This window comes from Mucilaginibacter sp. (assembly GCF_039207105.1).
Lineage (GTDB): Bacteria > Bacteroidota > Bacteroidia > Sphingobacteriales > Sphingobacteriaceae > Mucilaginibacter.
Window position 1 is genome coordinate 1 of the sequence record NZ_JBCECK010000034.1, and the last position, 17,952, is coordinate 17,952.

Here is a 17,952-nt window from a genome sequence, read left to right on the forward strand (position 1 = left end):
AAGGCGGTTATCATAAATATCGCCCAGCATAAAAACGGCATCGTCGGCCCACAGTTAATTGGGATGATCGTCGGCTATTTTTTTCAGCAGCGGCACCGCGTCAGCATAATTTTTTTGTTGTATCAATATCCTTGATTTCGACATCAGGATATCATCACTCAGAGTATTGTTGGGATATTTTTTATCAATGCTATCCAGAGCCATCAGCGCTTTATCAGGGCGTTCGGCAAATATCTGCAGATCGGCCCGGGCATAGGTCTTTAAAGGGCCCCCGGTACTGTCTGTCGCTGTATTATCCTCTATCAATAGCAATAAGTTAAGCGCATCGTTGGCAATCAATTGTGATGTAGCTGCCTTAAGCACATCAAGCTGTCCTTTAGCCCAGGTGAAATCACCAGTGTAATAGGCCAGCTTGGCGTTCCGGAATTTGGCATCCTGGTTAATATCGGTATTCGGGAAATCTTTTTCAACCTGGCTGTACAGTAGTGTGGCTTCCCAGGGCTGATTGTTGATTAGGTAAACATCGCCCAGATCAAGTTTACAGGCAGCCAGTAATTCAGGACGAATATTTGGAATAGCTACAGCGCTCTCCAACAGCTTTTGAGCTTCGGATAATTTGTGCAGCTTAAAGGTTTGCAATTGTGCCAGTTTTTGCATGGCGAAAACGGTACTGTTACTACGACCGAATTCTGTAAGCAGGTCGGTATAATCCTGCTCCAGACCAAGCAGGTCGGCTTGTACGTATTTGCCTGATGTTACCTTTAAATTTTTGGTATTGATCAGCTCAATTTTTGAGGGGATGTACAAGGGCGATGTTTTGCCTTTGCTTATAATAAACTCATACCCGCGTATGGCGGTATCGTAAGCTTCGTTGGATGTTAATGTTCGGCAGAGTTCAAAAATGCTATTGCCATCATCATTTTGCCTGCGGCTTAAAGCGAGCGACTGGTTTAGGGCCAGATCAAACTCTTTTTGCTGCATGTATTGCCAGGTAAGCAGTTCGGTATAAATGATCTGCTGCGGATCTTTTTGTATCCGCCTCAATAATGCGCTTTTTAACATATTGTAATCAACATCGCCCTCAAATACGGTAGCAAAAGCGTTTTCGGCCTGGGTAATAAAATTAGGGTTGGTAGGCAAAAAATTCAGGTACTCTTCTGTAAGCGCGGCCTTATCCCGTTTAAAGCGGTAAAGGTTTATGAGTTCATAGGTAAAGGCATCATCGCTGTTGAGTATTTTACGGCCTTGCAAAAATATTTTGACAGCATAATCCAAATTGGATCCCTGGTAAAACTGCCCGGCCAGCATGGCAATTTCATTACGGTCGGCAGGCAGGTTTTTGATCAAATCGTCGTATATGGCGTCGGCCTTGTTCTGATTGCCTTGCTGGGTATAAACAGTGCCCAGTAAAATAGGGTATTGATGCTCGTTAGGATGTTTGCGGATCAGCTTTTTTAAGGTGCTTTCGGCTTCGTCAAACTTTTTAAGATTTAACAGCGTATTAACATAATAAGAATAGTAGACCTCGTTATTTTGCCGATATAGTTTTTGATAGATCTCCAGGGCTTTTTGAGGCTCGCCGTTAGTGTTGTACTGTTTAGCCAACTGCATGTCATTATCCTGTGCAAAAAGCAGGGTAGTAGTTGTAAAAGCAAGAATAATAGCACAGATTATAGCCCTCATCTTTTCAAAAATAATCAATTAATTTATATGCTTCAGGCACATTGTATTAATATTCATATATCCCCAAAAGCGGGTAAAATTGTAGTGACATTTTGTTAACGTAAAGTTATTTAACGTATTTTGACCAGATCAGTAAAAGGGGCAATTTATATGCTTGGCCAGTTTAGATATCTATTAACGGTTGTTTTTATCCTAACCTTATGTTCCTGCAAGAATAAAGTTAGACAGATACCTATTGTCGATTTTTTTAAGACACCCGAAAAAAGCTCTTATAAAATATCGCCCGATGGCAAGTACGTATCTTACTTAAAGCCCTACAAAGACAAGCAGAATCTTTTTATACAATCCCTGGCCGATGGTAAGGAACATATGGCCACTACATTTAATGATTATTCTATCCGGTCTGATTATTTCTGGACTTATAACGATCAGCTGGTGTTTAGTCAGGATGTTATTGATTACGATAGTTTAAAAATGTACGCTATGGATGTGACCACTTATAAAAAGCGGATCATCATGGCAGAGGCAAAAGTACGTGTGAGTTTGCTTAATCGTAATAAAGGGCAGCCTGATATGATCACCATCAGGATGAATAAGCGAGATCCCGCTAATTTTGATATTTACAAGCTCAATATAAACACAGGTGAGTTAAAGCCTTACCTGTTAAATCCAGGTAATATTACCGAGTGGTTTCCAGATGCGGATGGTAAAATACGCCTGGTTAAGGCATCAGACGGGGTAAACGAAACTATTTTATACCGGCCCGATGATAACAAGCCCTTTAAACCTATTATTGAAAATAATTTTAAAAACTCGGTTAAACCGGTGGCTTTTACCGGGGTGAAAAATTATTTCTATGCACTGTCAAACGTTAACCGTGATAAAACCGCCCTGGTTGAAATTAACGCCGAGGACGGTAAAGAGCAAAAAACGATCTTCAGCTGCAACAAAGCCGATGTGCTGTATGTTGAATATTCAAAAAATAAACACCGGGTTGAGTTTGCCTCCTGGGAAGAGGCTAAGCCTCGTAAGCATTTTTTGGTACCCGATATTGAACGTGTATATCACAATCTGCAGCAACGCTCGCAATTGGCAGGAAACGAAATAAAGGTGATAGACCGTGACAGCGCCGAAAATAAATTTATTTTAAACACCTATACCGACCGTAACCCTGGCTCATATTATTTATATGAAAGCAATACGGATAAGCTGACCAAGCTGGGCGATATCAATTCAAGCCTGATACCTGATGAACTTTGCGTTATGCAACCTATAGTTTATAAAGCCCGCGATGGTTTGCTGATCAATGGGTATTTAACGTTGCCTCAAGGCGATAAACGGCTTAATTTGCCTGTAATAGTGATGCCTCATGGCGGCCCCTGGAACCGCGATTCATGGGGGTATGACGAACAGGTACAGTTTTTGGCCAACCGAGGTTATGCTGTTTTTCAGGTTAATTACCGGGGCTCAACAGGTTACGGAAAAGCGTTCCGGAGCGCCGGATTTAAACAGGTAGGCGGCAAAATACAGGATGATATTACCGATGGTGTACATTGGCTCATAAATCAAAAAATAGCTAACCCTAAAAAAATAGCTATTTTTGGTGGTGGTTTCGGCGGGTTTTCGGCGCTGTATGGCGTATCATTCCATCCCGAGCTTTATAATTGCGCGGTTGTGCAGTATGGGCTCATTAACTTTTTTACATACATTAAGGATGCGCCGCCGTTTTTTAAACCATATTTAAAAATGACCTACGAAATGGTTGGTAACCCCGAAACTGATGCCGATCAGCTAAGGGCTATTTCGCCGGTATTTCATACAGATAAAATAAAAGTACCGTTAATTATTTTTCAGGGGGCAAAAGATCAGCGTGCAAATATTAGCGAGTTAAACCAGTTTGTGCGCGAGCTGCGTAAAAAGAATGTTGATGTAAAATACTTTTTAAAACCCAATGAGCGCGCGTTTTTCAAAAGCGAACATACCCGTATGGAAATGTATGCCGAGATAGAAAAATTCCTTGATAATAATATGCGGGTTAAACCATAAGCCCCAGATGCCTGTACATAAAAATGTTTACCGCAAAAACTTTACGCTGATCATCATATTCCTGGTGCTCATATCGGTAACCTTTGTGGTAGCGCTTTTTGTATCGTATAACCTTACCGCTAAATATGTGGAGAATGAGTTTGCCTCCAAAAAAATAGATGTACTGGAGCAAACTATAAAACCTTATAACGATTTTTTTCAGAATAAAATACCCGAGATCACTTCCTATCAGGGTTTTTTAGATTCGGCTTCGGCAGCCAAATACGCGGCCTCGGTTTTTCATGACTATGCCTTTGTGAAAAAAATTGTTTTTTACGATGTGCTGATAGGGAGTAAAATGCCGATTACTATTCGCGTAAACAACCTGGATATATCTGTTAAAGCGATATTTCAATACTGGTACCAGAATGGTAAGATACATGGCGCCAGGCAAAGTCGCCCGGCCGATGAATCTGATTTTAAAGAAATGGGGGGCAAGTTGAGCAACTTCATCGCTTTTTCAGATACATCGCGTGTATCCAGTCAGGATGAGTTGTTTAAAACATTTTGGGATGTAAAGCCCGATAAAATAACCTATACCAATATTTTAAGGCGCGAAGACATTAAAATATATCGCGAACTACAGCAGCAAGATAACATCACCTCGGCATCGTACAAGCAAAATATGGTGACCTTTCACCTTGACCCTTATTTGCTGAAGGTTAAAAACACACGCCAGGAATTATATCAAAGCGTATCCATACAACCGGTGGTATATGATCCTATTGATAGCGAGGGTGGTAAACTGATCACAGAGGTATCATTTCCCGGAGCATTTTCTGATTATAAGTTGTTTTTCAGTTCGCAGCAAGGTTATCTGACCGCCGAGATCAATCGCAGGTTTATGCCCATAGGTGCGGTGGTATTATTGATATCACTTTTCCTGGTGTTAATAGGCTGGCTTATTTATCGAAATCTGAATGTTAACTTGAAACTGTTTAAGCTACAGTATGATTTTATAAACAATTTTACCCACGAGTTTAAAACGCCGGTAAGCGTTATAAAAATTGCGGGCTCGAATTTGCGGGGTGATGGTGAGCTTACCGAAAGGCAGCGCAAGCATTATGGTAAGATACTGGATGAAGAAGCAGATAAGTTAAATGAGTTGATGAATAAGTTGTTATCATTCACACAGATTGAAAATAAATCTATAACCATAAAAAAAGAAGAAATTAATGTTGATGATTTTGTGAGCCGGTATACCGATACATTTAAAATTAAATACCCCGATTTTAAGTTGCATTGTAAGGTGATTGGCGTGCATACATTTTATTCGGATCCGGTATTATTAGGGAGCGTTTTCCAAAACCTGATAGAGAATGCTTACAAATATTCGCATCCGCAAAAAAAGGAGTTGAATATTAATATTACACATAAGAAAGGAAATATCGTATTTTCATTTATTGATAGAGGGATAGGCATCCCGAAAGTAGAATTGAATAATATTTTTAAAAAGTTTTACAGGATAGAAAACCAATATAACCAAAATGGAAGCGTAGGTTTGGGTTTGGCATTTTGTAAAGAACTGGTTAATTTTATGAATGGAGAAATAACTGTTCATAGTAAGGTTAATGAAGGTTCGGAATTTATAGTTACGCTTCCATACGAAAATTAAAATATGAACAAAGAAATCAAGATCGCGCTGGTTGAAGATGATGAAAACCTGCGTTTCCTGGTTGCAGAACGTTTGCAATCAGAAGGATATAAAGTATTGGAAGCTGATAATGGCAGCGATGCTGAAAATATAATATTGGAAGAACAACCTGATATTGTTTTGCTGGATTGGATGCTGCCAGGCCAGCCAGGATCAGAGGTGTGTGGTAATATCCGCGAGAAAGGCTATGATAAATTGATTATCATGATGACAGCTAAAGCCCAGGATGTTGATAAGATAGAGGCCTATAACTTTGGCGTATCTGATTACATCACCAAGCCATTTAATATGGATGTTTTGGTGGCCATGATTGATAATAAGATCAAGTTTTCGTTAAATAGCGAAAAGCCGGAATCATATAAGTTTGCCAACATGGAGCATCTGCCTAATACCCACCTGCTGATCAGGGATGGCCGGAAGATTGAGCTCACCATTTTGGAAAACAGGATATTGCTTTACTTTTTGAAAAACAAAAACAAAGTAATAAACCGCGAAGAGCTCATGATGGAAGTTTGGGGCTACAACGCCGATGTAAATACCCGCACGCTTGATATGCACATTGTGCGCCTGCGTAAAAAAATAGAAACCAATGCTGATTCGCCGCAATATCTGCAAACCGTGCGGGGCATAGGTTATAAGTTTGTTTATAACCAGTAGTCTGCACTTATAAAAAAAGCCATTTCATACTATAATGAAATGGCTTTTTTATAAAACTGATTTCTGATTTATCAGGTTTGTCTTGTTAGCTGTGCCCTAATACCGGGTGCGGCTGATATAACTCCTCCAGTTTATTGATTTCTTCTGCGGATAGTTTTACCGTAAGGGAAGCTACCGCATCTTCCAGGTGGCCTGGTTTGCTGGCACCAATAATAGGCGAAGTGATAACCGGTTTGGTAAGCATCCAGGCTAAGGCTACTTGCGCATTGGGTATGCCTCTTTGTTCGGCTATTTCGGTAACGCGATTTACGATATCAAAGTCTGCATCATTATATAAAGTTTTACCAAAGGCGTCTGTTTTAGAGCGCTCGGTCTCATTACGCTCTTTGGTGCGTTGTCCGGTTAGTAAGCCACGCGCCAGCGGTGACCAAGGTATCACCGCAATTTTCTGATCCGTGCAAAAAGGCAGCATTTCACGCTCTTCCTCGCGGTAAAGCAAATTGTAATGCGGCTGCATAGATACAAAGCGGGTCCAGCCATGCTGATCGGCAGTATACTGGGCTTTGGCAAACTGCCAGCTAAACATGGATGATGCGCCAATGTAACGGGCTTTGCCGGCTTTAACAACATCATGCAGGGCTTCCATTGTTTCCTCAATCGGGGTGTTGTAATCCCAGCGGTGTGTTTGGTACAGGTCAACGTAATCGGTACCCAACCGTTTTAAGCTCGCGTCTATCGCACTCATGATGTGCTTGCGTGATAAGCCTTTGTCATTGGGGCCCGGGCCCATAGCGTTAAAAACTTTCGTAGCCAGCACAATATCGTCGCGCTTAGCAAAATCTTTTAATGCTTTGCCAACAACTTCTTCGCTGGCACCTGCGGTATAAACATCGGCCGTATCAAAAAAATTGAAGCCAAGCTCAAGCGCTTTTTTAATAAAAGGACGGCTCTGTTCTTCGTTCAGGGCCCAGGGCCAGCGTTCGGTAGGCTTACCGTAGGTCATGGTACCCAGGCACAAGCGCGAAACACTCATGCCGGTATTTCCAAATCTGATGTATTCCATAAAGTAATGTATTAGTCATTAAAATTACGAAACAAAGCATCACACCCGGTGTAACAAACAGGTAACAATTTATAACAGGCCAGCCATTGTTAAAATAGAGCTTAAGCTACTATAAGGAAGTTAAAAGAGCAAGCAACTCTAACTGAAAGCTTTTTCCCTTATCATTATTATACCATTGCTGTAAAGCTATTTTTCGCTGATCCATATCAACGTTATCTTTAAGCATCTGGTAATATAATACCTGACATTCGGCTGGGCGCGATCCCCATACTGCCTGGTGGTTATTTATAGTATTGGTAATGATAAGCTTGGGGATGGTTTTAGCTCCGTTGGTCAGATACTGTTCAATCAAAAACGGGGGCGAATCGCGTAGCTGATAATCAACTTTTATGAGCGGGTTTAGTTCGGCCAGTCTTTGTATAAAAGGTATGGTATGGGCTGCATCGCCGCACCAGGGCTCGGTAATAATAATCCATGTTTGCTCCTGATCAATATTTTGAATAAAAGCTACCAGATGTTCATTGAGTATTCCCGTTTTTAGCCAACGTTGCTGGCGCGACCAGTTTAACTGGGTGTAATGCACATAGGCCGGATTATCATAAGGGGCCTGAGGGTTTGTATCAGTAAAAATGCCCTCAAATAATTGCTGGTAGGTAATAAAATCCATTAAGTTGTTTCGGCTGAATTAATTAAAGGTAAAGTTTTTTAAATAACCTTGATGTAATAATTTTGTAGATTTCTTTATTGCTTTTACGGCCAATAATGAGGATTGGTTTGAAGTATTATGCACCTGCTTATTAACAAATTGATCAATTTTTGTTGCTTTTTTGAATCTGCAAATCTGCTTTTATTTATTACTTTTAAGCTGTTCATCCCGGCCCTGGTTCTCCCCTTGATCTGTGCGTTATCAGAACGTGGCCACGTCCTGAGGTTATATTAAATGTTATTATTTATAACCGAAATCAGACTATTTTAACAGGAGTATACTTTATTACATCACTATAATCAAAACAACAATGAGTAAAATTACAGTAAAAGACGGAACCGAAATTTATTACAAGGACTGGGGTACAGGACAACCTCTTTTCTTTCACCACGGTTGGCCCCTATCCGGCGATGACTGGGATGCGCAAATGATGTTTTTTCTTAAAGAAGGATTTCGGGTTATAGCACATGACCGCCGTGGACACGGCAGATCAAGCCAGACTTCAGAGGGGCATAATATGGATACTTATGCAGCCGATGTTGCCGCCGTAACCGAAGCGCTTGATTTGAGAGATGCCATACATATTGGCCACTCAACAGGTGGTGGCGAAGCTATCCATTATGCTGCTAATCTGGGAAAAGGCCGTGTGGCCAAAGTGGTACTGATCAGTGCTGTTACGCCGATCATGGTGCAATCAGAAAGCAACCCTGATGGAGTTCCGATGTCTGTTTTTGATGAGATACGCGAAGGTACAGGAGCCCACAGATCGCAATTTTATCAGGATTTGACCATGCCATTTTATGGATATAACCGTGAAGGAGCCAAAATATCACAGGGGATAAGGGACAACTGGTGGCGCCAGGGAATGATGGGCGGAATAAAAGCACATTACGACGGTATCAAAGCATTTTCAGAAACAGATTTCAGAGAGGACCTGAAAAGTGTAGACATCCCGGTATTGGTGCTGCATGGCGAAGATGACCAGATTGTTCCTTACCACGTTTCGGCACCAAAAGCGGTCGCATTGTTGAAAAACGGAAAACTGATTTCATACCCTGGTTTTCCGCATGGTATGCCGACAACCGAAGCTGATACCATTAACAAAGATCTTTTGGCCTTTATCAGATCGTAAATAAAAAACCTTATTTAATAATGGAAAGTAAAAAGCCGCCACTATCATAGTGACGGCTTTTTTGTTGAGCAAAGCTTCATTTTGGTTACAATATTGTCCGTTTTGGTTACTAACGCCGATAAGCGATAATCCACTTTTGTATCGGTCTAAAACATTAACAAAATGAGCACAAAAACAATTTTCATTACCGGTGCATCAACCGGATTGGGCAAGGCTACTGCCAAACTATTTCAGGCAAAAGGCTGGAAAGTTATAGCCACTATGCGTACACCAGAAAAGGAAACAGAACTAAACCAGTTGCAAAATGTTACCTTGTTACCGCTGGATATTACCAACATTAGCCAGGTTAACGAAACAGTAAATAAAGCGTTGGAACTGGGCGATATTGACGTAGTATTCAACAACGCCGGTTATGGCTTGGTTGGTGCGGTTGAATCACATACAGAGCAGCAGATAAGGGCTCAGTTTGATACTAACTTTTTTGGAACTATTTGGGTGATAAAGGCTTTTATACCTTATTTCCGCCAGCAAAAGAAGGGGTTATTTATCAATACTACCTCTCTTTGCGGTTTGGTTTCTAACCCGCAGTCGGCTATTTATAATGCAAGTAAATGGGCTTTGCAGGGCCTGGCCGAAAGCATGTCATATGATCTGGCTCAGTTTGGAATCGGTATTAAAAATGTAGCACCAGGTGGTATTAAAAGTGATTTTATGAAAGCAATGCAGGTAACCGAGGATGATGCTTACAAGGCTACTATGACTAAAATGATGGAAGGTTTTAGTGACGGTACACTGATGGAATTTACCGAAGCAGATCAAATAGCCGAAGTGGTTTATCGCGCAGCTACAGATGAACAGGATCAGTTAACGTATCCTGCCGGTAATGATGCGGTGAGGTTATATGCCAAACGCCAGGCCGAGGGGCCGGAAAATTACCGCATTAACCTGACAAAATATCTTAATTTGCAAAGCCCGTATCAACAAACAAAAGTTTAGTTTTTAAGATGAAAGTAACTAACAGGCAACCCTACGTTTTCAATTCTATATCCGAGCTGCATCGGGCACTGGGATTGCCGAAGCCATTACATCCGCTTATCAGCCTGGTTGATTACAGTAATATCCAGGCTGATACTACCGAGTTGGAAAAAGGTATGCTGTTTAATTTTTATAAAATATCGTACAAAAAAAACTTTAGCGGCAAGGTAAAGTACGGGCAAAATTATTATGATTTTGACGAGGGTGGCTTATCTTTTATTTCGCCTAATCAGGTGATAACCGCAATTGAGGGCGAGGCGGATTATGGTGGTTATACTTTGCTGATTCACCCGGATTTTATCAGGAACTATCCTTTGGGTAAAAGTATTAAGAACTATGGCTTTTTCTCCTATTCGGTAACCGAAGCGCTTTACCTTTCTGAAAAGGAAAAGCAGGTGATCATAGGCTTATTCCAAAACATCGGACACGAATTGGATTCGGCTATTGATCAGATTAGCCAGGATGTGTTGGTATCTCAAATAGAGCTTTTATTAAATTATAGTAAACGGTTTTACAGCCGGCAGTTCATTACCCGGAAAGCGGCCAGCAATGAGTTATTGGTGCGCTTTGAAAATATGCTGGCCGATTATTTTAATGCAGATAAGCCTTTGGTGAATGGATTGCCAACTGTAGATCAACTGGCTGCAGATTTGAACATATCATCGCATTACCTGAGTGATATGCTTCGGACTTTAACCGGACAGAATACCAGACAACACATCCATGATAAACTGATTGAAAAAGCCAAGGAGCTTTTGAGTACGAGCAATATGTCAGTAAGTGAGGTGGCTTATCAATTAGGCTTTGAACATCCTCAGTCTTTTAACAGGCTGTTTAAAAGCAAAACCAAAATATCGCCGGTTGATTTCAGACAGTCTTTCAACTAAACATAAACACTATGAATGATATTAATTAAGCAAATAGAGCGATTAAAGAGCCACCTAAAGAGGGCTCTTTTCTTTGTTATGCATTTTACAAATAACTCAACCACCATTTAGCCTTATTGGCTTGCTTATAGGCATCGTAACGTTTACACAGCGGGTATAAGCCAGCCACTATTACTATCCAGATCAGGTAAGCAACCGGCAGGGAAAATCCGTAACCTTTCAGGTCTGAAGTGAACCAGATAGGTTTTGTCAGGAACCATAGTTTCCAGTTTTGGCCGGGCAAAAATACCGATGAAATAACCGCCACCAAATGTATGATGTAGATATGAATGAGGTAATAAAACATAGGTACCCTGCCATATACCGAAACAACATTTACAATAGCGCCTTTTAATTTTTCGGTAAATGAAAGAAATAAAAATGCACCACCCAATGTCAGTAAAACATACAATAGCGAGGGTGGATATTTGTTGACTTTGATGAACGACAGGAAGGTGAAAAAAGCATCTTTTTGTACAGACCATTTTACCGGGTCGCCGTATAAGTTGGTATAACGGAGTACGATGAATAAAATAATGGTAACGCTACCCAGTACCAATAAATTCTTTTGCCTTTTTTGCGCGTCATAACCTGATGCATACCATGAGCCCAGGCAATAACCTACAGGCATAATAGCCATGAGAGGAACAATAGGGTAGCCTACCAAAAATATTTCCTGGTGCCAGGTAAAAAACTGTTGGTCATGTATTAGTGCCCAGCCAAATGCAGGCAAGGTATTACCCGCCACATGAATACTATCTAAAAGGTTATGCCCTGCAATAATGATGATACAAATACCCAAAATGAGTTTATTGGGCAGATGTATAAATGCAGCCAGTATGATCATGCTAATGCCCAGCGCCCATATGGTAATAAAGAAAAGCATGGGGAAGGTGAGGTTAAAATTCCAGCCAAAATTTACTATTACCAATTCCAGGAACACGAGCCATAAACCCCTTTTTACCAGGAATACAGATAATTCCTTTTTACTTTTCTTCTGCCCGATAAGGTAAGCCGAAGTTCCGGCCAGGAGCATAAATATGGGCGCGCAGAAATGAGTGATCCACCGGGTGAAAAATAATATACCGCTTGTTTTGGTCAGATCAAGCGGGTCAAAAAGAAATGAACCCGAATATAAATAATCCCGTACATGGTCAAGCGCCATGATGATCATGATGGTGCCGCGAAGAAAATCAATGGATGTTATCCGGTTTTTGATAATTGTGTTCATTCAGGATTTTTAAAGGGTTATAAAAATACATTTTTTATAAATTGAATTTATTTCAGGTCATACGTTTTTCATCCTTTAATACAGCATCTCCGAATGGTTCTGTATATTGCTTCCAATTATCATGAAAAGATATTCTACTTATATCATTATCATCTGCGTCCTGCTGCAGATGGGTATAATCAATGCCTATGGCCAAACTACGTTAATGGCAGCAGGGGTAACCAAAATTTCGAACGGCGAAATTGACCAGTTTACGCCATATGCTTTTTGTAATGAACAGCCTGCAAAAGCCGAGTTGGATAAATTGCCGACGGGTAAATTTCCTTTCAATATAACTGATATCAAGATCACGATAAATAAGAGGGGCGTTGTGGTCGAGGTACCTTTAGACCCCAGAGAGCAATTGTATGGCTTTGGTATGCAGATAGGCTCTTTTAATCAGCGCGGCTTAAAGAAACGGCCAATTGTTAACGACAACCCATTAAATGATCTGGGGTATACACACGGCCCGGCAACTTTTTATGTATCAAACAAGGGTTATGGTATTTTAATTAACACGGCGAGGTATACCACCTTTTATTGCGGGAGCACAGCCAAATTAAAAAATACCGGCGATACCAGCACCGCAGTTAAAAGCGGTAATTCGGTAGAGGAGTTATATAAAAATAATCGTAAAACCTCCGGATACGTTACCGCGGATATTCCGGGTGCTAAAGGTATTGAAGTATTTGTTTTTGCAGGCCCTGATCTGAAAAATGTGATGCAGCGCTATAACCTGTTTGGCGGCGGCGGGGCTTTACCGGCCATCTGGGGTCTTGGCGTGAAGTACCGTGTTAAGGCCGATTTTAATCAAAGTCAGGTTGATAAAATGGCCGCTTATTTCCGCGATAATCATATTCCCTGCGATGTGCTTGGTTTAGAACCAAAATGGCAAACGGCGGCCTATTCCTGTTCATATGTATGGAATAAAGATCTTTTCCCAACACCCAACAAGTTTATTGATAGTATGAAAAGCAAGGGTTTCCACCTAAATCTGTGGGAGCATGCCTTTGTGTCGCCCAAATCGCCTTTATATGAACCTTTAAAAAACAAGGCCGGTAACTATTTAGTTTGGAACGGCCTGGTGCCTGATTTTGCCGATAGCGCTGCAAGCCGCATCTTTGCCAGCTATCATCAGGCAACATTTGTGCAGCAGGGTATTTCAGGATTTAAAATGGACGAGTGTGATAACTCTAATATATCATTTGGGAGCGATACCTGGAGTTTTCCGGAGTTGAGCCAGTTTCCATCAGGTATTGATGGCGAGCAAATGCACCAGCTATTTGGCCTGCTTTATCAAAAAACAATATATAAAATTTACAAAAGGCTGAATCAGCGCACTTATCTTGATGTGCGGGCATCAAACGCTTTTGCATCATCATACCCGGCAGCATTATACAGTGATACCTACGTTCATGAAGAGTATATCCGGATGATCCTGAACTCAGGTTTTGCAGGAATGATCTGGTCGCCTGAGGTGCGTGAATCAAATTCCGTTAAAGATTTTATGCGTCGCAGCCAAACGGCAGTCCTTTCCGCGCAAACGCTGTTCAATTCATGGTACCTTAAAAATCCGCCCTGGCTGCAAATAAACCGGGAAAAGAATAACAAAGGCGAATTGATGGATAATGCGCAGACCGTGGAAGCGGATGTTCGTCAGCTGTTGAATTTCAGGATGAGCCTTATTCCTTACTTATACAATGCCTTTGCCGAATATCATTTTAAAGGCATACCGCCTTTCCGGGCTTTGGTGATGGATTATCCGGAAGATAAGAATACCTACAATTTATCGGATGAATACATGATCGGTAACGCCATACTGGCCGCGCCGTTAACTGAAAAGCAGGATGAACGAAAAGTGTACCTGCCCCAAGGTATCTGGTATGATTTTAATACTAATCAGACCTATGAAGGCGGCAAGGAGTATACCATTAAACCAACCTTAACACAGTTGCCCATATTTATAAAAGCTGGGACAATATTACCTCTGGCCAAGCCTGTTGAACATGTTGCGCCCGATACCAAATTTGAGATTATCTGTTACGTATATGGCCATGCTGATGCAAAGGCGACCTTATTTGAAGATGATGGTATCACCTTTAATTATGAAAAAGGGGGCTACAATACGCTTAACCTCACCTGGAACAAAAACAAAGGCGAAGTTAAGCGCGAGGGTAAATTCAAAAGCACAAGGTACCTGATAAAAAAGTGGCAGCTTATTAACTAAAACAACACTGTTATTGACCAGCACTAAAGTTTTTATCATCGGCTGATGGGCCATAGATAGATGGCACCGCGATATCATTAAGCCGCATGTAAACCGTCAGTTGTCCGCGATGATGAACCATATGATTAATGCTTGATTCTATTTGTTCTTTTTTGGTAGAAGTAAAGAGGATGTTGCCATTGGCTTTTAAATGAAATGGTTTGGCCATATCGCCTTCGGCAATGGCTTGCAGTGCTTCATCGGCTTCGCGAAGATTACTCTGAAAATGATCAACTACCTCCTGGGAACTTTGGGGTTGGATATGTTTAAAAGTGGCCAGATCGATTTCGGCGTATTTTGCAATGTGAGCGATCCATAGCGGAATTTCGGCTACCAGCAAAGTAAGATAACCCAGTTCCATTGATTTTTCGTGGGGCTTCCATCCAAATAATTCAGGTGGAATGCGTTCCAGACATTTTTGAGTGGCAGGCGCTTCGCCTTTTAGCTCGTGTGCAAATTCTTGGGCAAATAGCAGGTCGTTCATGATAATTGGATTTTTTAAGGCTAACAATGGTAATGATAAATGGTTCGTTAATTGTTGATTTTTAGATGGTTTGCATACTTTTATCCAAGGTTACTGCTGTTTTTTTCATTTCTAAATGGTAACTTATGTTTACTATTGAACATTATTTAAAACAGCCCTTAAAATACAGTTAGCATGGTCCATTATTCATGGGATAATTTACGAAAGCACATTGAGGAGATCACCGAGCTGAGCGACGAGGAGTTTGAGCATGTTAAAAGCTTTTTTACCTTGAAAAGGGTTAAAAAGCATCAATATTTAATTCAGGAGGGCGACCAGGCCAACTATGAGTTTTTGATCATGTCGGGTATTTTCAGAATGTTTTACCTGGATGATGAAGGGAAGGAATACATTGTGCAGTTTGCCGGCGAAAACTGGTGGATGGCAGATTACCAGGCCTATTTTAATGAAAAGAAAGCAACTTTATATATTACCTGTATGGAGGAAGCAGAGGTGTTGTGCATGACGCTTTATGGTAGGGAAAAACTATCAGCCGATCTGCATAAAATGGAGCACTTTTTCAGGGCAAAACTCACCAATGGATATGTTGCCCAGCAACGCAGGATCATCTCCCTGCTTTCGGGTAACCCGCAACAACGGTACGAGGAGTTTGGGCAGCTGTATCCGCATATGTTGCAAAAAATCCCTAAAAAATATATTGCCGAATATCTCGGTGTCAGCCGCGAAACCTTAAGCCGGCTTTATTCCGCTAACAAAAGCCATTAAGCTACCAGCAGTGTGATTCCCGTCACACTTTTTTTGTGACTTGCCTCCTCGCAATGGGGGCTTCAATTCATGACCTTTGAAATGTTAAAACTAATTCATCATTAACCATTTAAATTTTAAGGTCATGAAAAAGAAAATTTTATTTGTGGTATCAAGTGCAGCCCATATTGGCCCACACCATCGTGCTACCGGAAGTTTACTTACTGAAGTTGCCCACCCTTACGAAACATTTAAACAACAGGGATATGATATTGATATTTTCAGCGTAAATGGAGGAGAGGCGCCAATTGATATGGTTGACCTGGAAGATCCGCTGAACATTGCGTTCCTGAATGATGAAGGCTTAACCAAAATGAAAAATACCGCTGGCATCAATGCTGTTTCTGTTGACAGTTACGATGCAGTTTTTGTACCGGGCGGCCTGGCGCCAGTTGTTGACATGCCCGATAATACAACCGTTCAAAAGATATTATCATCCATGTATGATAAGGGTGCAGTAGTGAGCGCGGTTTGTCATGGTCCGGTATCGTTAATAAACGTAAAACTGCAGGATGGTTCTTATTTGATTGATGGTAAAAATGTTACTGGCTTCAGTATTGCCGAAGAAGAAAACTATGCCAAAGAAGATGTACCTTTTGAGTTGGAAGATGCCCTGAAAAACCGGAATGCCCAATATACCAGCGCAGCACCGTGGCAAGCCCACGTTGTAACCGACGGTAGATTGGTAACCGGCCAGAATCCGGCATCGGCTAAAGGGGTGGCCGAAAGTGTAATAGCTATTTTAGAAGCAGTAGAAGCATAAAATTTTATTAACCCATCCAAACAAAAAACTAATGAAAAGCGAACAAGCAATTACTGTTTTTGCAGAATGGCGTGTTAGGGAAGGCCAGTTAAATACTGTGTTGAACTTATTGAGGGAAGTTGTTCAGAAAAGTACCGCCGAAGATGGCAACCTGCTTTATAACATTCATCAAAGCCAAACAGAGGCAAATACGCTGATACTATTTGAACGATATAAAGATGAGGCCGCCCTGGCTGCACACCGGAATTCGGAACATTTTCAAACATTGGTTGTCGGGAAAATTGTTCCGCTCCTGGAGGATCGGAAGATCATTCTATCAAATCAGCTGGTTTTTGAGTAAAGAATGTATAACGTGTCCGAAATAAAGGTCTCTGTGATGGTTTGCAGGGACCTTTTTTAGTAACTAATTACCTACAAAAGAAAATACTATGTTTTTTAGACCATAACTTAATATATCTTTGGGGGCAAAAATTAACAACCTTGTTTCATGGCAAAAGCATCAGAGATTAAAGTAGGCAATATATTACGTTACAACGGCGAACTGGTAACGGTTATAGAAGTATTGCACCGTACACCGGGTAAAGGCGGAGCATTTTATTTGGATAAGTTTCGTAATATAAAAACAGGAAGAATTGTAGAGGCCCGTTTGGCTACCGATGAGCAGGTGGAAATTTGCCGCGTAGAAACTAATGATTATCAATACCTTTATGAGGATGGTGATTTCATGGTGATCATGGATAACACTAACTTTGAACAGCATAACATCCCCAAATCGCTGTTTGGCCCGGCTGCCAAATTCCTGAAAGAAGGGATGAACGTTATAGTTTCTTTTGAAAGTGAAGAGCCTATCATGGCACAGGCACCTAATAACGTTGAGTTGGAAATAACTTACTCGGAGCCTGCCGTTAAAGGTGATACATCTTCAGGCGCATTGAAAAACGCGACCACTGAAAATGGTGTTGAAATAAAAGTGCCGCTTTTTATAAACCAGGGCGATAAGATAAAAGTAGATACACGCACCGGTGAGTATATTGAACGTGTTAAGTGATTGAATTGTAAGTCGGACATTCCCGCTGCATCATAATACCAACAAAAGCCTTTTAACATTTGTTAAAGGGCTTTTTGTTGGGTATGCATGAGTAAACACACTACGAATTGATGTTTTTAATTTGCCTTTGTTTTTCTTCATCCCATAGGTAAAGCAGTATCCAGAGAGAAATGATGGGAATAATGAGCGATATCCAGAACCAACGCCAAAAAGGTTGCCCTGTCTGGTTTGCTAAGATACCTGCGGCGAACTGAAAACAATTAATAAGGGAATATACGAAGAGGATAAAAAGGATTTGTAACATAACATTTAATTTTAAATGTGAATAACTAAACCAATAGTAATATTAAATAACTATGCTATGTGAAGATGAAGC

16 protein-coding genes are annotated in these 17,952 nt (G+C 40.9%); 11 read left to right on the forward strand and 5 right to left on the reverse strand.

Annotation, left to right across the window (positions count from 1 at the left end):
- Window positions 1-54 precede the first annotated feature (54 nt).
- On the reverse strand, window positions 55-1,683 hold the full coding sequence (locus AAGC65_RS09470; RefSeq protein ID WP_343112199.1) for a tetratricopeptide repeat protein: 1,629 nt from the start codon (window positions 1,681-1,683) through the stop codon (window positions 55-57).
- Window positions 1,684-1,803: 120 nt separating this feature from the next.
- Here AAGC65_RS09470 and AAGC65_RS09475 point away from each other — a divergent pair, with 120 nt between their 5' ends.
- Genes AAGC65_RS09475 through AAGC65_RS09485 form a run of 3 tightly spaced genes read left to right on the forward strand, consistent with a single transcriptional unit; the run spans window position 1,804 to window position 6,079 of the window.
- Window positions 1,804-3,729, forward strand: a complete 1,926-nt coding sequence (locus tag AAGC65_RS09475) for a prolyl oligopeptidase family serine peptidase (protein ID WP_343112200.1) — start codon at window positions 1,804-1,806, stop codon at window positions 3,727-3,729.
- Window positions 3,730-3,736: 7 nt separating this feature from the next.
- On the forward strand, window positions 3,737-5,383 hold the full coding sequence (locus AAGC65_RS09480) for a HAMP domain-containing sensor histidine kinase (protein ID WP_343112201.1): 1,647 nt from the start codon (window positions 3,737-3,739) through the stop codon (window positions 5,381-5,383).
- Window positions 5,384-5,386: 3 nt separating this feature from the next.
- Complete coding sequence (locus tag AAGC65_RS09485; RefSeq protein WP_343112202.1) at window positions 5,387-6,079, forward strand: response regulator transcription factor; 693 nt, start codon at window positions 5,387-5,389, stop codon at window positions 6,077-6,079.
- Window positions 6,080-6,164: 85 nt separating this feature from the next.
- Here the strand turns inward: AAGC65_RS09485 and AAGC65_RS09490 are convergent, their stop codons facing one another.
- Complete coding sequence (locus AAGC65_RS09490; protein ID WP_343112203.1) at window positions 6,165-7,142, reverse strand: aldo/keto reductase; 978 nt, start codon at window positions 7,140-7,142, stop codon at window positions 6,165-6,167.
- Window positions 7,143-7,251: 109 nt separating this feature from the next.
- A complete protein-coding gene (locus AAGC65_RS09495) occupies window positions 7,252-7,809 on the reverse strand; it encodes a thioredoxin family protein (protein ID WP_343112204.1) in 558 nt (185 codons plus the stop codon).
- A 349-nt stretch (window positions 7,810-8,158) separates the two neighbouring features.
- On the opposite strand from AAGC65_RS09495, the gene AAGC65_RS09500 reads away from it, so the two are divergent.
- The 3 genes from AAGC65_RS09500 to AAGC65_RS09510 all read left to right on the forward strand — a co-directional run bounded on the left by AAGC65_RS09500 (window position 8,159) and on the right by AAGC65_RS09510 (window position 10,902).
- Window positions 8,159-8,980: an alpha/beta hydrolase gene (locus tag AAGC65_RS09500; protein WP_343112205.1), complete on the forward strand. Its 822-nt coding sequence runs from the start codon at window positions 8,159-8,161 to the stop codon at window positions 8,978-8,980.
- A gap of 162 nt (window positions 8,981-9,142) precedes the next feature.
- Window positions 9,143-9,976: an SDR family oxidoreductase gene (locus AAGC65_RS09505; RefSeq protein WP_343112206.1), complete on the forward strand. Its 834-nt coding sequence runs from the start codon at window positions 9,143-9,145 to the stop codon at window positions 9,974-9,976.
- An 8-nt stretch (window positions 9,977-9,984) separates the two neighbouring features.
- Window positions 9,985-10,902 carry an AraC family transcriptional regulator gene (locus tag AAGC65_RS09510; protein ID WP_343112207.1) on the forward strand — a complete coding sequence of 306 codons (918 nt, stop codon included), beginning with the start codon at window positions 9,985-9,987 and terminating at the stop codon, window positions 10,900-10,902.
- An 85-nt stretch (window positions 10,903-10,987) separates the two neighbouring features.
- Here the strand turns inward: AAGC65_RS09510 and AAGC65_RS09515 are convergent, their stop codons facing one another.
- Window positions 10,988-12,172 (reverse strand): heparan-alpha-glucosaminide N-acetyltransferase domain-containing protein, encoded by a 1,185-nt coding sequence (locus tag AAGC65_RS09515; protein WP_343112208.1) that lies wholly within the window; start codon window positions 12,170-12,172, stop codon window positions 10,988-10,990.
- Window positions 12,173-12,293: 121 nt separating this feature from the next.
- Between AAGC65_RS09515 and AAGC65_RS09520 the strand changes: the two genes are divergently transcribed.
- Window positions 12,294-14,438 (forward strand): TIM-barrel domain-containing protein, encoded by a 2,145-nt coding sequence (locus tag AAGC65_RS09520; protein ID WP_343112209.1) that lies wholly within the window; start codon window positions 12,294-12,296, stop codon window positions 14,436-14,438.
- A gap of 10 nt (window positions 14,439-14,448) precedes the next feature.
- Here the strand turns inward: AAGC65_RS09520 and AAGC65_RS09525 are convergent, their stop codons facing one another.
- Window positions 14,449-14,961 (reverse strand): DinB family protein, encoded by a 513-nt coding sequence (locus AAGC65_RS09525; RefSeq protein ID WP_343112210.1) that lies wholly within the window; start codon window positions 14,959-14,961, stop codon window positions 14,449-14,451.
- A 174-nt stretch (window positions 14,962-15,135) separates the two neighbouring features.
- Between AAGC65_RS09525 and AAGC65_RS09530 the strand changes: the two genes are divergently transcribed.
- The 4 genes from AAGC65_RS09530 to efp all read left to right on the forward strand — a co-directional run bounded on the left by AAGC65_RS09530 (window position 15,136) and on the right by efp (window position 17,576).
- Window positions 15,136-15,726: a Crp/Fnr family transcriptional regulator gene (locus AAGC65_RS09530; protein ID WP_343112211.1), complete on the forward strand. Its 591-nt coding sequence runs from the start codon at window positions 15,136-15,138 to the stop codon at window positions 15,724-15,726.
- 124 nt (window positions 15,727-15,850) lie between these two features.
- Window positions 15,851-16,528 carry a type 1 glutamine amidotransferase domain-containing protein gene (locus tag AAGC65_RS09535; protein WP_343112212.1) on the forward strand — a complete coding sequence of 226 codons (678 nt, stop codon included), beginning with the start codon at window positions 15,851-15,853 and terminating at the stop codon, window positions 16,526-16,528.
- Between the two features lie 31 nt (window positions 16,529-16,559).
- Complete coding sequence (locus AAGC65_RS09540) at window positions 16,560-16,868, forward strand: putative quinol monooxygenase (protein ID WP_343112213.1); 309 nt, start codon at window positions 16,560-16,562, stop codon at window positions 16,866-16,868.
- Window positions 16,869-17,015: 147 nt separating this feature from the next.
- Window positions 17,016-17,576, forward strand: coding sequence for an elongation factor P (efp, locus tag AAGC65_RS09545; RefSeq protein ID WP_343112214.1), 561 nt, complete (start codon window positions 17,016-17,018; stop codon window positions 17,574-17,576).
- Window positions 17,577-17,952: the final 376 nt, after the last annotated feature.

Coding starts and splice junctions, on each gene's coding strand:
- AAGC65_RS09470 (WP_343112199.1), bottom strand. CDS start 1,683: ATGAGGGCTATAATCTGTGCTATTATTCTTGCTTTTACAACTACTACC.
- AAGC65_RS09480 (WP_343112201.1), top strand. CDS start 3,737: ATGCCTGTACATAAAAATGTTTACCGCAAAAACTTTACGCTGATCATC.
- AAGC65_RS09485 (WP_343112202.1), top strand. CDS start 5,387: ATGAACAAAGAAATCAAGATCGCGCTGGTTGAAGATGATGAAAACCTG.
- AAGC65_RS09490 (WP_343112203.1), bottom strand. CDS start 7,142: ATGGAATACATCAGATTTGGAAATACCGGCATGAGTGTTTCGCGCTTG.
- AAGC65_RS09495 (WP_343112204.1), bottom strand. CDS start 7,809: ATGGATTTTATTACCTACCAGCAATTATTTGAGGGCATTTTTACTGAT.
- AAGC65_RS09500 (WP_343112205.1), top strand. CDS start 8,159: ATGAGTAAAATTACAGTAAAAGACGGAACCGAAATTTATTACAAGGAC.
- AAGC65_RS09505 (WP_343112206.1), top strand. CDS start 9,143: ATGAGCACAAAAACAATTTTCATTACCGGTGCATCAACCGGATTGGGC.
- AAGC65_RS09510 (WP_343112207.1), top strand. CDS start 9,985: ATGAAAGTAACTAACAGGCAACCCTACGTTTTCAATTCTATATCCGAG.
- AAGC65_RS09515 (WP_343112208.1), bottom strand. CDS start 12,172: ATGAACACAATTATCAAAAACCGGATAACATCCATTGATTTTCTTCGC.
- AAGC65_RS09520 (WP_343112209.1), top strand. CDS start 12,294: ATGAAAAGATATTCTACTTATATCATTATCATCTGCGTCCTGCTGCAG.
- AAGC65_RS09525 (WP_343112210.1), bottom strand. CDS start 14,961: ATGAACGACCTGCTATTTGCCCAAGAATTTGCACACGAGCTAAAAGGC.
- AAGC65_RS09530 (WP_343112211.1), top strand. CDS start 15,136: ATGGTCCATTATTCATGGGATAATTTACGAAAGCACATTGAGGAGATC.
- AAGC65_RS09535 (WP_343112212.1), top strand. CDS start 15,851: ATGAAAAAGAAAATTTTATTTGTGGTATCAAGTGCAGCCCATATTGGC.
- AAGC65_RS09540 (WP_343112213.1), top strand. CDS start 16,560: ATGAAAAGCGAACAAGCAATTACTGTTTTTGCAGAATGGCGTGTTAGG.
- efp (WP_343112214.1), top strand. CDS start 17,016: ATGGCAAAAGCATCAGAGATTAAAGTAGGCAATATATTACGTTACAAC.